Source organism: Blastococcus sp. SYSU DS0828, assembly GCF_054050975.1.
This window is the reverse complement of sequence record NZ_JBJHAK010000032.1, coordinates 1-13,786: the sequence shown is the minus strand read 5'-3', so window position 1 is coordinate 13,786 and position 13,786 is coordinate 1. Positions and strand designations below refer to the sequence as shown.

Genomic DNA, 13,786 nt, shown 5'->3' with positions numbered 1-13,786 from the left:
CCGAAAACCGCCAGGAGCCGTCCCCTTGCACTGGCATGCTCGACGACGTGACCGAGCTCCTGGACCACGAACGCCGCTACCGCGCCGTCGCCGGCCGGGACGCACGATTCGACGGATGGTTCGTCACCGCGGTGCGCACCACCGGCATCTACTGCCGCCCCTCGTGCCCGGCCCGCACACCGCTCGCCCGCAACGTCACCTTCTTCTCCACCGCCGCCGCCGCCCAGGGGGCCGGGTACCGGGCGTGCCGGCGGTGCCGTCCCGACGCCGTCCCCGGATCCCCCGAGTGGGACGTGCGCGCCGACGTCGTCGCGCGGGCGATGCGCCTGATCGCCGACGGCGAGGTGGAGCGCTCCGGGGTGCCGGGCCTGGCCGCCCGGCTGGGGTACTCCGAGCGGCAGCTGCACCGGCTGCTCGTCGGGGAGCTCGGCGTCGGCGCGCTGGCCCTGGCCCGGGCCCGGCGTGCGCAGACCGCCCGGGTGCTGCTGGAGACCACCGGGCTCCCGGTCACCGACATCGCGTTCGCGGCCGGGTTCGCCAGCGTGCGCCAGTTCAACGACACGGTGCGGGAGGTGTTCGCCACCACCCCGACCGAGCTGCGCCGCGCCCGCCGCGGCGCCCCGGCCGGGCAGCCCGGCTGGTTGACGCTGCGGCTGGCCGCCCGGGCGCCGTACGCCGCCGACGAGGTCCTGCTCTTCCTGGGCGCGCACGCCGTCCCCGGGCTCGAGGAGTGGGACGGGAGCACCTTCTCGCGAGTGCTCGACCTGCCGCACGGCCCGGCGGTGGTCCGGCTGTCCCCGGCGGCCGACGGCAGCGCCGCGGTGACCGCCCGCCTGCGGCTGACCGAGCTGCGCGACCTGGGCGCCGCGGTGACCCGCTGCCGGCGGATGCTCGACCTGGACGCGGACCCGGCTGCCGTCGACGAGGCCCTGGGCGGGGACCCCGCGCTGGCCGCGCTCGTCGCCGCCGCTCCCGGGCGGCGGGTGCCCGCCTCGCCGGACGCCGAGGAGCTCGCGGTCCGCGCGGTGCTCGGGCAGCAGGTGTCGGTCGCGGGCGCACGGACGCTCACCGCGCGGCTGCTGGCCGCCGGCACACCGCTGGCCGAGCCGGTCGGCTCGCTCACCCACGCCTTCCCCCGGGCCGCCGCCCTCGCCGACGCCGACCTCGGCGCGGTGGGGCTGACCGGCGCACGGCGCCGCACGGTCACCGCGCTGGCCGCCGCGCTGGACCGGGGCGACATCGCGCTCGACCCCGGCGCCGACCGGGAGGCGGCCGGGCGGGCGCTGCTCGCCGTCCCCGGCATCGGCCCCTGGACGGCGGCCCTCGTCGCCCTGCGCGGCCTCGCCGATCCCGACGTGTGGCTGCCCGGCGACCTCGCGCTGCGCCGGTCGCTGGCCGCGCTCGGCAGCTCCGACGTCGAGGCCGCCACCCGCTGGCGGCCCTGGCGCTCCTACGCCGTGATGCACCTGTGGGCGCTCGCCGCGCCGTCCCTGTTCACCCGCACGCCCGCCCTCCCGAGGAGCGCCTGATGACCGTCCCGACCCGCACCCGGCACGCCACCGTCGCCACAGCACCCGGCCCGTTCACCGTGGTGGTGGACACCGACCCCGACGGCCGGGAGGTCGTGCTCGCCAGCGGCTGGACCGCCGAGGTGGCCGACCTGCTGGCCGTGGTGCACCCGTCCCTCCGTCCGGTGTCCAGCGCGCTCGCCCCCCGACTGGACGTGCTCGACGCCGTCGAGGAGTTCCACGACGGCCGGGTGGGCGCGATCGACGCCGTCGCGGTCCGGCAGCGCTCCGGACCGTTCCTGCAGGAGGCCTGGGACGTGCTGCGCACAGTGCCGGCCGGGGCGCCCGACACCTACGCGGCCTTCGCCGCCCGGTGCGGCCGCCCCGCGGCGGTGCGCGCGGCGGCGAACGCCTGCGCCCGCAACGCGACGGCCCTGTTCGTGCCGTGCCACCGGGTGCTCGGCTCCGGCGGCGGGCTGGGCGGTTTCCGCTGGGGGACGCCGGTCAAGCGCTGGCTGCTCGACCACGAGGCGGCGCACGCCGGCGTGCCCGCCGGCTGACCTCCCCGGAACTGTCGCACCCCTCCGGCAGGGTCGCGCCCATGGACGCCGCTTCTCTCATCCTCGGGCTCCTCCTGGGCGCGCTGCTCGGTGCCGCGATCACGCTGGGCGTCGTCACCCTGCTCGCCCGCCGCCGCCCGGAGGACACGGGGCTGGAGCCGGTGCACGAGTCGCTCGACCACCTGCACCGGCTGCTGGCCGGCATGGAACGGGCCCGGGCCACCGCGCACGGGGAGCTGCGCGAGCAGATGGGCACAGTCGGCCAGGCCTCGGCGCAGCTGAAGCACGAGACCGCCGCGCTCGTCACCGCACTGCGCACGCCGCACGTCCGCGGCCGCTGGGGCGAGGTGCAGCTGCGGCGCGTGGTCGAGGTCGCCGGCCTGCTCGAGCACTGCGACTTCGTCGAGCAGCCGGGCGGCACCAACGACGAGGGCGCCGGGGTCCGCCCCGATCTCGTCGTCACCCTGGCCGACGGCCGGCAGGTGGTGGTCGACGCCAAGGTGCCGTTCGCCGGCTACATCGAGGCGGTGCAGGCCGAGGACCGCGACGTCCGCGCCCAGCGGGTGGTGGCCCACGCCCGGCAGCTGCGCACCCACGTCGACCAGCTGGCCGCCCGCCGGTACCCGACCGCCTTCCGGCCGGCGGCCCCGTTCACCGTCCTGTTCGTCCCCTCCGACGGGTTCCTGACGACGGCGCTGGAGGCCGAACCCGGCCTGCTCGAGTACGGCTTCGCCCGCGACGTGGTGCTCGCGACGCCGAGCACCCTGCTGGCCCTGCTGCGCACGGTCGCCTACTCCTGGCGCCAGGAGCGGCTGGCCCGCGACGCCGACCAGGTGCTCGAGGTGGGCCGGCGGCTGCACGCCCGCCTCAGCACGCTCTCCGGGCACCTCACCCGCCTGGGCTCGGCGCTGTCGACCACGCTCACCCGCTACAACGAGACGGTCGGCTCCTACGAGCGCTCGGTGCTGACCGCCGCGCGCCGGTTCGACGACCTGGGGATCGCCGAGGCCCCCGTACCCGAGCCTGCCCCGGTGGAAGCGACCATCCGCACGCTGCGGCCGGCCGACGACCTCGGGCGGCTGGACCCGGCCGGGGTGGAGGAGCGCGACGGCACCGCGGGCTGACGCGGGCCGGACCGCCGGACGGACTCGTCCACCCCGCCCGTCACAACCATCACCCTGCGCTACTGGGCCACCACAGGATGCCTGCGACGCGATGGCCTCCTCCCGCGAACTGCCAGCTCGGGTCGCTACCGTTGCCCCGGAGGTCGGCCAGCCGGGTCGTCCTCGGGAGCGGGACGGAGGTGCGCCATGGCCACGGCGAGCACGGCGGGCGCATGGCAGAGCGGAGGACGGCCCGATCGGCCGTACCCCGCACGCGCACCGCGTCCCCCCGTCGCCAGCGACCGCCCGGCCCGCCCCGCGCGCCCGTCCCGTGCCGGCGCACCCGCACCCGGTCGCGCCGGCGAGCGCCTGCGCGCGGCCGAGCGCGAGTACGCGGATGACCGGTCACAGCCGGCCGGTCCCCGCCGTCGCGAGCCCGGCCCGCCGCGGCCGAGCGCTGGGCGCCCCGCGCAGGAGCGCGGCCGTGCGCAGACCGCGTCGCCCGCCGCCGCACCGGGGAGTCGGCTGCGCGGCTCCCTCGCCGTGCTCGGCGTCTTCCTGCTGACCCTCGCCGGCGGTGCGGTCGACTCGTTCTTCGGCATCGGCCTGGGTCTGATCACGCTGGTCGCGCTGGCGATCGGGGTCTCGGCGGCCACCCTGCTCGTCCGGCGCCGGGACCTGCTGACCGTCATCGTCGCGCCGCCACTGGTCTTCACGCTGGTCGCGGTCGTGAACATCGTCCTCGCCCCCTCGGCGACGCTGAACCTGCCCACCATGGCGACCCTGCTGGTCCGCGGGTTCCCGACGATGGCCGTCGCGACCGCGATCGCCCTCCTGCTGAGCGTCGTGCGGCTGGTCACCCGCCGCTGACCACGGCGGCCCTACAGCCGCCCTGACACGCTCGCCCCGACGGTGGGCCGGGGATGGAGGAGGACGACGTCATGGAGCTGCTGCTCTGGCTGGCCGCGGGGGGCGCCCTCCTCGCAGTCCTGGCACTGATCGTCGTGCGGCGCCAACGGCGCAGCGGCCGGTCGGACACCCCGCACCTGTCGACGAGGCACGGCGCCCCATCCCACGGCTCCCCCAGCAGCAACGACTGGACGTTCGGGGGTGGCGTCGGCTGAGGCCGGCGGGCGTGCTCAGTCGGTGGTGTCCCGCTTCGCCTTCTCGGCCCGGCGCAGCTCGTGCGGCAGCGCGAAGACCAGCCGCTCCTCGGCGGCCTTCACCGTCCCCACGTCGGGGTAACCGCGGGCGGCGAGCCAGTCCAGCACCTCGCTCACCAGGATCTCCGGCACCGACGCACCGCTGGTGACGCCGACGGTGCCGACCCCCTCGAGCCAGGCCTCGTCGATCTCCGCGGCGTAGTCGACCAGGTAGCTGGCGCGGGCGCCGGCCTCCAGGGCGACCTCCACCAGCCGCACGGAGTTCGACGAGTTCGTGGAACCCACCACGAGGACCAGGTCGCACTCGCCGGCCATCTGCTTCACGGCCTGCTGCCGGTTCTGCGTGGCATAGCAGATGTCGTCGCTGGGCGGCGACTGCAGCCCAGGGAACCGGTTCTTCAGCTGGTCGACGGTGGCCAGGGTCTCGTCGACCGACAGCGTGGTCTGCGACAGCCACACGACCTTCTCCGGGTCGCGCACCTGGACGTTCGCGACGTCCTCGGGCCCGTCGACGAGCTGGATGTGGGTCGGGGCCTCGCCGGAGGTGCCCTCGACCTCCTCGTGGCCGCGGTGGCCGATCAGCAGGATGTCGTAGTCGTCCCGGGCGAACCGCTTGGCCTCCTGGTGCACCTTCGTGACCAGCGGGCAGGTGGCGTCGATGGTGCGCAGCTGCCGGTCGGCCGCCTCCTGATGCACCGCCGGGGAGACGCCGTGCGCGCTGAAGACGACGACCGACCCCTCGGGCACCTCGTCCGTCTCCTCCACGAAGATCGCCCCGCGCCGTTCCAGCGTCGCGACGACGTGCTTGTTGTGGACGATCTGCTTGCGGACGTACACCGGGGCGCCGTGGATCTCCAGCGCCCGCTCGACGGCGACCACCGCCCGGTCCACGCCGGCGCAGTACCCCCGGGGATCGGCCAGCAGGACACGTCCGCGCTGTTCAGCCATGGGCCCATGGTAGGTGGGTGAGGGCCGCCGGGCGGGCGTGCACGGGTGGCCCCGGACACGGATGTGACCAGCCGCATCCCTCCTGCAGGCGCATCATCCCTGGTCGGGGGTGTCGGGCGGGGCGTTCTGGGGCACGCTGTGCAGCATGGCCCGTGAGATCCCCGAGGTTGTCCGCGCCGCCGCCGGTCTGGCGGCCACCGTGCTCGACGAGGCGCGCAAGCTCCCCGAGACCCTGCCCGGCCTTCCCGTGCGCGTGATCGGCATGGCGATGCAGCACGCGATGAAGGTGCAGCAGACCTACGCCGGGTTCGTCGCCCGCGGCGACGAGCTCCTCGTCGGGCTCCGCGGCGAGGCGGAGCCCGGTCTGGCGACCTTCGACGACGACGTGGAGCCGCCCACCGGCTACCGCGGCTCCGCCTTCGACCGGGTCGCCGACGGCGGCACGATCACCGACGAGGAGGTGGCCGAGCTCCCCGACGACCCGGCCGCCGACGCGGTGGTCGCCGCCATCGACGACCTCGGGGAGGAGCTGGTGGAGGACCTCGCCGACGGCCTCGAGGAGCTCGCCGACGGCGCGGACGAGGCCCAGCAGGCCCTCACCGACCTGCCGGTGGAGGAGGCGCCGAGCACCGACGAGGTGCTCGACGAGCTCGCCATCGACGAGGTCGTCCCCGAGGTGCCCGACACCGACCCGCTGGACCAGGGGCCCGCGGACGCGCTCGCCGCCGACGACGCGGTGGTCACCGAGGACGCCGGCGCCCTGGAGCGGGCGCTGCTGGAGTCCGAGCCCGCTCCGGCGGCTGCTGCCGAGCAGCCCGACGGTGGTGAGAGCGTCGACGTGCTCACCGCCGACGGCGAGGTGGCGACCGTCGACGCGGCGGTCACCGACGAGGGCATCGCCGTCGTCGAGGAGCCGCAGGAAGGCGCCGGCACCGACGAGACGGTCGCGGCCACCGACGGCACCGCCACCGCCGCGACGGGCACGAACGCCGGCCCGGACGTCGCCGTGGACGAGAGCGGCAGCCCGGTCGCCGCCGCCACCGGTGTGCGGACCGACGTGGGCGGCACCGACACCGCCGGGACCGACGCCGCGATCGACGAGGGAGCAGCCGTCGGCGCCGTCGGGGAGGGCTCCGCCGAACCGACCGACGACCCCCAGGGCGGCAGCGAGCTGTCCGGCGCCCAGGCCGTCGGGGCGGCGCCCGTCGACGGCTACGACAGCTTCTCGATCGCCCAGCTGCGCGGCCGTCTGCGCGGCTACCAGCTCAACACGGTCTCCGACCTGCTGGCCTACGAGCAGGCCACCCGCGCGCGCGAGCCGTACCTGCGGATGCTGCGCAACCGGCTGGAGAAGCTCGAGGAGCAGGCGGTCGAGGCCAGCCCGCTGGCCCCGCGGGGCACCTGAGGGACGGCCCCTGCCCCGGTCGGACCGGTGCAGGGGCAGCCCAGGGGGTGTCGGTGCCGTCTGACACCCTCAGGTCATGACCGCCCCGTCGTCCCCCGAGTCGCCGTGGCCGGTCCGCACGGTGGCTCGCAAGGTGGCCGACTGGATCGGCCGGCTGGGCGAGGTCTGGGTCGAGGGGCAGGTCGCCCAGCTGTCGCGGCGGGGCGGTGCGGCCACCGTGTTCCTCACCCTGCGCGACCCGGCGGCCGACCTGTCGGTGCCGGTCACCTGCCACCGCGAGGTCGCCGAACGCCCCGGCCTCGAGCTCACCGAGGGCGCCCGCGTCATCGTGCGGGCCCGGCCCGACTACTACGTGGCCCGCGGCTCCTTCTCCCTGCGGGCCACCGAGATCCGCGCCGTCGGGCTGGGTGAACTGCTCGCCCGCATCGAGCGGATCCGCCGCCTGCTGGCCGCCGAGGGCCTCTTCGCCGTGGCCCGTAAGCGGCCGCTGCCCTTCGCACCCGGCGTCGTGGGGCTGATCACCGGCCGGGACAGCGCCGCCGAGCGGGACGTGCTGGTGACCGCGCGCCGGCGATGGCCGGCGGTGCGCTTCGCGCTGCACCACTGCGTCGTGCAAGGGCCACAGGCGGCCGCGAACGTCATCGAGGGGCTGCGGAAGCTGGACGCCGACCCGGCCGTGGAGGTCATCGTGATCGCCCGCGGCGGCGGCTCGGTCGAGGACCTGCTGCCCTTCTCCGACGAGGGCCTGGTGCGCGCCGTCGCCGGCTGCCGCACCCCGGTCGTCACCGCCGTCGGCCACGAGACCGACACGACGCTCGTCGACCACGCCGCCGACGTGCGGGCCGCCACCCCTACCGACGCCGCCCACCGGATCGTGCCGGAGATCGGTGAGCAGCGGCGGCTCGTCGACGGGCTTCGCGCCCGCGCCCGGCACCTGGTCGCCGCCCGGCTGGAGCAGCAGGAGCGCTGGTTGGAGTCGGTCCGCACCCGGCCGGCGCTCGCATCCCCCGACCGGCTGCTGCACGGCCGGGCCGACGACGTCGAGGGCCTGCGCACCCGCGCCCGCCGGACGCTCACCCACCGCGTCGAGGCGGCGGAGCGCGACCTGGAGCACGCCCGGGCACGGGTGGCCGCCCTCTCCCCGGCCGCGACGCTGGACCGCGGCTACGCCGTCGTGCAGCGGGCCGACGGCGCGCTGGTGCGCGATCCCGGCGACGTGGCCGACGGCGAGCTGCTGCGGGTGCGGGTCGCCGGCGGCCGGCTCCCCGTCCGCGTCGACCGGAGCGCGACCGCCTCCCCCGGCACCGAAGCCACCACCGTCCAGGAGGACCCCGCATGAGCGCCGACGAGCGCACCCCCGAGCCGACGACCACCTACGAGCAGGCCCGGGAGGAACTGGCCGACGTCGTGCGGCGGCTGGAGGCCGGCGGCCTGACCCTCGAGGAGTCGCTGACCCTCTGGGAGCGCGGGGAGGAGCTGGCCCGGGTCTGCCAGCACTGGCTCGACCGGGCCCGCGAGCGCCTGGCCGCCGCCGCGCCCGGCGAGGAGCCCTGAGCGGCTCCTCGGCCGGCGCGCACTGCCGCGACGGCCCGCGACGGAGGAGCTCAGGCGGGAGAACGCACGCCGGCGTCCGGGGCGATCACCAGGCCGGCCTCGGCGAAGGCCGCGAGCACCCGGTCGACCCGCTGCTGGAGGGCGGAAGACCCCACCGCCCCCTCGTCGAGGCAGCGGGCCAGCACGTCCCGCACGTCCACCCCGGCGGGGGCGGCGGGGATGCGCGTCACCATGCCGCAGGCGCACGACCCACCCTCGGCCGGGGCCCGGTGATCACTACGGGGGCACTCCTCGTGTGGCGGCATCCGGGGTCTCCTCGTGGACGGTCGGGTCAGTGGCTGATGCCCGACAGCGTCACCCCTGCCGGCCGTCCCGGCCCGCGACGCACCGGGGCGTCACCCTCTCGTGACCTGCGTCGCACGCTGTACCCCCTCGCGGGTCAGCCCCGGAAGGGGGCGACCGCCGCGGCCACCTCGCGCAGCTCATCGTCCGCGGCCGAGCCGGTGACGACCAGCGTGACCCCGTCGGCGACCCGCGAGAACGCCGTCTCGCCCCGCTGCGTCGTCGACCGGGTCCACCGCTCGCCGTCGATCTCCGCCCCGCCGTCCTCCGTCGCGCCGTCGAGCACGGCGTCGACGGCGTCGGCGTCCGCGTCGTCGCTCACCACGTATCCGGCGTAGTCACCCGCCGGCGTCACGTACCCCAGCTGCACGGTGACCGGCGCCCCCTCGGGGCCGGTGCCGGCATCGGTGCGCACGCTCGTCGGGCGGTAGTCCTCACCGAGCGAGGGCACCAGCAGGGCGTACTCCGACTCCGCCTCGGCCAGCCGCAGCGTGCTCGTGGGGTCGATCTCCCGCACCGGGTCGTCCGGGTTGTTGCGGAAGGCCTGCCAGGCCACGATCAGCAGGCAGATGACCACGAGCGGGACGAGCGAGCGGAGCATGTTCGCCGCGCTCATCCGGTTGGCCCGCTCGGCGGCGGACGACGGCGGCGGGACCTCGGCCTCGGGCCCGGCCACGTCATCGGGGTGCTGGGGACGCTGGCTCGTAGGGCCGGATCCGGTCATGCCCCTAGGATCGCAGGTGAGCTCTCTCCCACCGCCGCCCAGCGCCCGTGCGGCCTCCTGTCGATCCGGTTCTGCCGGAGCGGCCGGTCGCAGGGTCGCCCCGGCTCCGTCCCGGGCCCCACCCCGAGCTTGCGAGGGGTGGGGAGGACGGGGTCCTTCTCCAGGAGGTCCTGTGTCGCTCCCCTTCCCCGACGCCCCCGTCTCCCCGGCCTCCGGGCGCCCGTTCAGCGCCGATCGACCGGCGCCCGACCGCAACCTGGCCATGGAGCTCGTGCGGGTCACCGAGGCGGGCGCCATGGCGGCCGGTCGCTGGGTGGGCCGCGGCGACAAGATCGGTGGTGACGGCGCGGCCGTCGATGCGATGCGCGCGCTCATCGGCACGGTGAGCATGAAGGGCGTCGTCGTGATCGGCGAGGGCGAGAAGGACGAGGCGCCGATGCTCTACAACGGCGAGCAGGTCGGGGACGGGCAGGGGCCGGAGTGCGACGTCGCCGTCGACCCGGTCGACGGCACCACGCTGATGGCCAAGGGCATGCCCAACGCCATCGCCGTCATGGCGGTCGCCGAGCGGGGCGCCATGTACGACCCGTCGGCGGTCTTCTACATGGAGAAGCTGGCCACCGGCCCGGCCGCGGCCGACGTCGTGGACATCACCGCGCCGGTCGCCGAGAACATCCGGCGCATCGCGAAGGCCAAGCGCAGCTCGGTCGGTGACGTGACCGTCTGCATCCTCGACCGCCCGCGGCACGAGCAGCTGGTGCACGAGGTGCGCGAGGCCGGGGCGCGGATCAAGTTCATCACCGACGGCGACGTCGCGGGCGCGATCGCCGCCGCCCGCGAGGGCACCGGAGTGGACCTGCTGCTCGGCATCGGCGGCACGCCCGAAGGGATCATCACCGCCTGCGCCCTCAAGTGCATGGGCGGCGCGCTCCAGGGCCGGCTCTGGCCCAAGGACGACGACGAGCGGCAGAAGGCGCTGGACGCCGGGCACGACCTCGACCGCGTCCTGCACATCGACGACCTGGTGCGCGGCGACGTCTTCTTCGTGGCCACCGGCATCACCGACGGCGAGCTGCTGCGCGGGGTCCGCTACAGCGCCGGTGGGTGCACCACCCAGTCGCTGGTCATGCGCTCCCGGTCGGGCACCATCCGCTCGATCGACAGCCTGCACTCGCTGGAGAAGCTGCGCGCCTACTCCGCCGTGCCCTTCGACCGCGAGGACTGAAAGAGGACCCTGCTGCCCCCACCGCTCGCGGGCTCGCGGCGGGCCCCTGCAGCAGGGCCACGCCGTGCCGGTCAGGGCAAGGGCGGACGTGGCGGCGGAGGCTGCGGCGGCTGTCCCGGGCGACCGGCGAGTCGCTCCATCAGCGCGGCCCACCGGCTCGCCGACTCCCCCGGGGCGAGGCTGCGCAGCCGGAGGTCACCGAAGACCGTCCTCGCGTGGACGACGACCAGCGGCGTACCCGCCAGCCTCGGCACCGGTGCCAGCTCGACCTTGCGGTCGCCGAAGACGGTCCGGCCGTGCATCTCCCCATCCACCCCCTCGGCCAGGATGACGTCGATGTCGCCGAAGACGGTGCTGAGCGTCAGGTCGATCCGGTCGGCGCCGGTCCGCAGACCGCGCAGGTCGATGCGGATGTCGCCGAAGACCGTGCCGGCCCGCTGCGGCGGGGTCGTCGCGACCGTCAGCGTGATGTCACCGAAGACGCTCGACACCTCTTCGGCCGCACGCTGCCCCACGATCTCCACGCGCGGCGAGGCGTCGGGCGGCAGATCGGCCACCAGCTGGTCGAGCTCGGCACGGGTGATCGCCGCGTAGGCCGCCTCCGCGCGCTGCCCGAACTCGTCGAGGTCGATGCGGCCCTCGCCGACGGCCGTCTGCAGCTGCGCCACCACCGCCTCCCGTTCGGCGTCGGAGACACGCACGGCCGGTGGAGGGGACGGGTCCTCGGGAGAGCTCACGCACCGGGACGCTAGCCGAGGAGATCGCCGCGCAGGTCCCGGTCCAGCCCAGCTCGGTTCAGCCCAGCTCGGTGCAGGCCATCACCGTGTAGGCCTTGACCCGGCCCCCGCAGGTGCTCGCGTACTGCTCGTAGGCCGACAGCGGCGGCGACTCGTACATCAGGTCGTCGCAGGCCTGCAGCTCCCCGTCGAAGCAGCCCTGCGCGTAGGCGTCGAGGATCGGGTCCGGCCCGAGGTCGCCGGGCTCCACCGGCGGGGACTCCTCGACGGCCCCGCCCGGCGCGCCGGCGTACCAGCCGCCCATCTCCTCGTCCAGGTACTCGCCCGCGTCCTCCATCTGCGCCCGCGAACCCTCGACCATCCCCTCGCGGATGCCGTCGGTCAGCGCCGGGCCGAGCTCCGCCGCCACGGCCCGGCCGACGTCCTCCGCGCCACCCAGCACCACGGCGCTCAGCAGCAGCGTGGTCGCCGCGGCCCCCACGGCCAGCCCCCCCACCGCCGCGCCCGCGATCGCCCAGCGGCCACGGTGCGACGGCGCGGCAGCGGGGGCCGGCGCGAGCGGCGCCGGCGTCGGCTGCCAGGCGGCGGCGGACGCCCAGTCCGGCACCGGCTGGGCACCCGGCGCCGGCCAGTCCGCCGCCGGAGCCGGCCAGCTCGGATCGCCCGGCTGCTGCGGGGACGACGGAACGCCGGCGTCCGGCGTCGGGGGCGGCTGGGACATGGGGCCCTCCTCGGGGGCTCGTGCCGGCTCGGCACCGTGGCAGCGCACAGCACTGCGGCGCGCACCCCTCTCCTCGGCGGCCCGCGCGAGGGCGGGACCGACCGGGACCCCCACGGGTGTCTAGGGTCCCGTGCGGAGCACTGTCACCATCCACACCACCGGGAGCACAGCGTGGCCCAGCAGAACGGCGCAGCGCAGGACGGCAGCGGTCAGGACACCCCCGACTTCCGCATCGAGCACGACTCCATGGGAGAGGTCCGCGTTCCCTCCTGGGCCAAGTGGCGGGCGCAGACCCAGCGTGCCGTCGAGAACTTCCCCATCTCCGGCACGCCCATCGAGCGGGAGCTGATCGGGGCGCTCGCGGCGATCAAGGGAGCGGCGGCCGCCGTCAACGCCGACCTCGGCGTCCTCGACCGGTCGATCGCCGACGCCGTCACCGAGGCCGCCGGGACCGTGGCCCGCGGCGACTGGGACGCGCACTTCCCGATCGACGTCTTCCAGACCGGCTCGGGCACGTCGAGCAACATGAACACCAACGAGGTCATCGCCTCGCTGGCCACCGAGTCCCTCGGCGCGCCGGTGCACCCGAACGACCACGTCAACGCCTCGCAGTCGTCCAACGACGTCTTCCCGTCGGCGATCCACATCGCCGCCACCCGCGCCATCGTCGTCACCCTGATCCCGGCGCTGCGGCACCTCGAGGCCTCGCTCGAGCGGAAGGCGGAGGAGTTCGCGGAGGTCGTGAAGAGCGGCCGCACCCACCTCATGGACGCCACCCCGGTGACCCTCGGCCAGGAGTTCGGGGGCTACGCCGCCGCCGTCCGCTACGGGATCGAGCGGCTGGAGGCCTCGCTGCCGCGCATCGGCGAGCTGCCCCTCGGGGGCACCGCCGTCGGGACCGGCATCAACACCCCGCCCGGCTTCGCCGCCGCGATCATCGAGAAGCTGGCCGGTCAGATGGAGCTGCCGCTGACGGAGGCCCGCAACCACTTCGAGGCGCAGAGCTCCCGCGACGCGCTGGTCGAGGGCTCGGGCCAGCTGAAGACGATCGCCGTCGGCCTGATCAAGATCGCCAACGACCTGCGCTGGATGGGCTCCGGCCCGCGCACGGGGCTCGGCGAGATCGCCCTCCCCGACCTGCAGCCGGGCAGCTCGATCATGCCGGGCAAGGTCAACCCGGTGATCCCCGAGGCGGTGATCCAGGTCGGCGCCCAGGTGATCGGCAACGACGCCGCGGTCACCTACGCGGGCACCACCGGCGTCTTCGAGCTCAACGTGACGTTGCCGCTCATGGCCCGCAACATCCTCGAGTCGATCCGGCTCCTGGCCAACGTCAGCCGGCTGCTCGCCGACCGGTGCGTCGACGGCATCACCGCCAACGTGGAGCAGTGCCGCACCTACGCCGAGTCCTCCCCCTCGATCGTCACGCCGCTGAACAAGTACATCGGGTACGAGGAGGCGGCCAAGGTCGCCAAGCAGTCGCTGGCCGAGCAGAAGACGATCCGCCAGGTCGTCGTCGAGCGCGGCTACGTGGAGCAGGGCAAGCTCACCGAGGCCCAGCTCGACGAGGCTCTCGACGTCCTCTCCATGACCCACCCCTGACCCAGGGACCGTCCCGGGGGGGGGGGGGGGGGGGGGGGGGGGGGGGGGGGGGGGGGGGGGGGGGGGGGGGGGGGGGGGCGGGGGGTGGGGGGGGGGGGGGGGGGGGGGGGGGGGGGGGGGGGGGGGGGGGGGGGGGGGGGGGGGGGGGGGGGGGGGGGGGGGGGGGGGGGGGGGGGGGGGGGGGGGGGGGGGGG

At 75.8% G+C, this 13,786-nt stretch carries 15 protein-coding genes; 10 read left to right on the top strand and 5 right to left on the bottom strand.

Annotated features, from left to right (window positions below; translation table 11 throughout):
• The first annotated feature begins 47 nt into the window (after window positions 1-47).
• The 5 genes from ACI79Q_RS19120 (at window position 48) to ACI79Q_RS19100 (ending at window position 4,295) form a co-directional block, all read left to right on the top strand.
• Window positions 48-1,529 (top strand): DNA-3-methyladenine glycosylase 2 family protein, encoded by a 1,482-nt coding sequence (locus ACI79Q_RS19120; RefSeq protein ID WP_456599729.1) that lies wholly within the window; start codon window positions 48-50, stop codon window positions 1,527-1,529.
• Window positions 1,529-2,068 carry a methylated-DNA--[protein]-cysteine S-methyltransferase gene (locus ACI79Q_RS19115; RefSeq protein ID WP_456590931.1) on the top strand — a complete coding sequence of 180 codons (540 nt, stop codon included), beginning with the start codon at window positions 1,529-1,531 and terminating at the stop codon, window positions 2,066-2,068. Before ACI79Q_RS19120 ends, ACI79Q_RS19115 begins: the two co-directional genes overlap by 1 nt.
• A 41-nt stretch (window positions 2,069-2,109) precedes the next feature.
• Entirely contained in the window at window positions 2,110-3,192 is a 1,083-nt protein-coding gene (locus ACI79Q_RS19110; protein WP_456590932.1) for a DNA recombination protein RmuC, read from the top strand.
• 186 nt (window positions 3,193-3,378) lie between these two features.
• Window positions 3,379-4,041, top strand: coding sequence for a DUF6542 domain-containing protein (locus ACI79Q_RS19105; protein WP_456590933.1), 663 nt, complete (start codon window positions 3,379-3,381; stop codon window positions 4,039-4,041).
• A 53-nt stretch (window positions 4,042-4,094) separates the two neighbouring features.
• Window positions 4,095-4,295 carry a hypothetical protein gene (locus ACI79Q_RS19100; protein ID WP_456615185.1) on the top strand — a complete coding sequence of 67 codons (201 nt, stop codon included), beginning with the start codon at window positions 4,095-4,097 and terminating at the stop codon, window positions 4,293-4,295.
• A gap of 15 nt (window positions 4,296-4,310) precedes the next feature.
• On the opposite strand, the gene ACI79Q_RS19095 is transcribed toward ACI79Q_RS19100, so the two are convergent.
• Complete coding sequence (locus ACI79Q_RS19095) at window positions 4,311-5,282, bottom strand: 4-hydroxy-3-methylbut-2-enyl diphosphate reductase (protein ID WP_456615184.1); 972 nt, start codon at window positions 5,280-5,282, stop codon at window positions 4,311-4,313.
• Between the two features lie 145 nt (window positions 5,283-5,427).
• Here ACI79Q_RS19095 and ACI79Q_RS19090 point away from each other — a divergent pair, with 145 nt between their 5' ends.
• The 3 genes from ACI79Q_RS19090 (at window position 5,428) to ACI79Q_RS19080 (ending at window position 8,241) form a co-directional block, all read left to right on the top strand.
• A complete protein-coding gene (locus ACI79Q_RS19090; RefSeq protein ID WP_456615183.1) occupies window positions 5,428-6,687 on the top strand; it encodes a hypothetical protein in 1,260 nt (419 codons plus the stop codon).
• A gap of 76 nt (window positions 6,688-6,763) precedes the next feature.
• Complete coding sequence (gene xseA, locus ACI79Q_RS19085) at window positions 6,764-8,026, top strand: exodeoxyribonuclease VII large subunit (RefSeq protein ID WP_456590937.1); 1,263 nt, start codon at window positions 6,764-6,766, stop codon at window positions 8,024-8,026.
• Entirely contained in the window at window positions 8,023-8,241 is a 219-nt protein-coding gene (locus tag ACI79Q_RS19080) for an exodeoxyribonuclease VII small subunit (protein WP_456597481.1), read from the top strand. Before xseA ends, ACI79Q_RS19080 begins: the two co-directional genes overlap by 4 nt.
• Before the next feature lie 50 nt (window positions 8,242-8,291).
• On the opposite strand, the gene ACI79Q_RS19075 is transcribed toward ACI79Q_RS19080, so the two are convergent.
• The gene (locus ACI79Q_RS19075; RefSeq protein WP_456590939.1) at window positions 8,292-8,474 is read right to left on the bottom strand and encodes a hypothetical protein; all 183 of its coding nucleotides are present in this window, start codon (window positions 8,472-8,474) and stop codon (window positions 8,292-8,294) included.
• A gap of 206 nt (window positions 8,475-8,680) precedes the next feature.
• Window positions 8,681-9,307, bottom strand: a complete 627-nt coding sequence (locus ACI79Q_RS19070; RefSeq protein ID WP_456590940.1) for a DUF4245 domain-containing protein — start codon at window positions 9,305-9,307, stop codon at window positions 8,681-8,683.
• A 172-nt stretch (window positions 9,308-9,479) separates the two neighbouring features.
• On the opposite strand from ACI79Q_RS19070, the gene glpX reads away from it, so the two are divergent.
• Window positions 9,480-10,532 carry a class II fructose-bisphosphatase gene (gene glpX, locus ACI79Q_RS19065; RefSeq protein ID WP_456590941.1) on the top strand — a complete coding sequence of 351 codons (1,053 nt, stop codon included), beginning with the start codon at window positions 9,480-9,482 and terminating at the stop codon, window positions 10,530-10,532.
• Between the two features lie 71 nt (window positions 10,533-10,603).
• On the opposite strand, the gene ACI79Q_RS19060 is transcribed toward glpX, so the two are convergent.
• Window positions 10,604-11,269, bottom strand: a complete 666-nt coding sequence (locus ACI79Q_RS19060; protein ID WP_456615182.1) for a DUF1707 domain-containing protein — start codon at window positions 11,267-11,269, stop codon at window positions 10,604-10,606.
• A gap of 58 nt (window positions 11,270-11,327) precedes the next feature.
• Complete coding sequence (locus tag ACI79Q_RS19055; RefSeq protein ID WP_456590943.1) at window positions 11,328-11,990, bottom strand: hypothetical protein; 663 nt, start codon at window positions 11,988-11,990, stop codon at window positions 11,328-11,330.
• Between the two features lie 171 nt (window positions 11,991-12,161).
• On the opposite strand from ACI79Q_RS19055, the gene ACI79Q_RS19050 reads away from it, so the two are divergent.
• On the top strand, window positions 12,162-13,592 hold the full coding sequence (locus tag ACI79Q_RS19050) for a class II fumarate hydratase (RefSeq protein ID WP_456597487.1): 1,431 nt from the start codon (window positions 12,162-12,164) through the stop codon (window positions 13,590-13,592).
• Window positions 13,593-13,786 lie beyond the last annotated feature (194 nt).

What these genes read in the sequence shown, in the direction of transcription:
- ACI79Q_RS19100 (WP_456615185.1), top strand. Translation starts at nt 4,095, where the DNA reads ATGGAGGAGGACGACGTCATGGAGCTGCTGCTCTGGCTGGCCGCGGGG.
- ACI79Q_RS19110 (WP_456590932.1), top strand. Translation starts at nt 2,110, where the DNA reads ATGGACGCCGCTTCTCTCATCCTCGGGCTCCTCCTGGGCGCGCTGCTC.
- ACI79Q_RS19075 (WP_456590939.1), bottom strand. Translation starts at nt 8,474, where the DNA reads ATGGTGACGCGCATCCCCGCCGCCCCCGCCGGGGTGGACGTGCGGGAC.
- ACI79Q_RS19105 (WP_456590933.1), top strand. Translation starts at nt 3,379, where the DNA reads ATGGCCACGGCGAGCACGGCGGGCGCATGGCAGAGCGGAGGACGGCCC.
- ACI79Q_RS19070 (WP_456590940.1), bottom strand. Translation starts at nt 9,307, where the DNA reads ATGACCGGATCCGGCCCTACGAGCCAGCGTCCCCAGCACCCCGATGAC.
- xseA (WP_456590937.1), top strand. Translation starts at nt 6,764, where the DNA reads ATGACCGCCCCGTCGTCCCCCGAGTCGCCGTGGCCGGTCCGCACGGTG.
- ACI79Q_RS19095 (WP_456615184.1), bottom strand. Translation starts at nt 5,282, where the DNA reads ATGGCTGAACAGCGCGGACGTGTCCTGCTGGCCGATCCCCGGGGGTAC.
- ACI79Q_RS19055 (WP_456590943.1), bottom strand. Translation starts at nt 11,990, where the DNA reads ATGTCCCAGCCGCCCCCGACGCCGGACGCCGGCGTTCCGTCGTCCCCG.
- ACI79Q_RS19080 (WP_456597481.1), top strand. Translation starts at nt 8,023, where the DNA reads ATGAGCGCCGACGAGCGCACCCCCGAGCCGACGACCACCTACGAGCAG.
- ACI79Q_RS19090 (WP_456615183.1), top strand. Translation starts at nt 5,428, where the DNA reads ATGGCCCGTGAGATCCCCGAGGTTGTCCGCGCCGCCGCCGGTCTGGCG.
- ACI79Q_RS19115 (WP_456590931.1), top strand. Translation starts at nt 1,529, where the DNA reads ATGACCGTCCCGACCCGCACCCGGCACGCCACCGTCGCCACAGCACCC.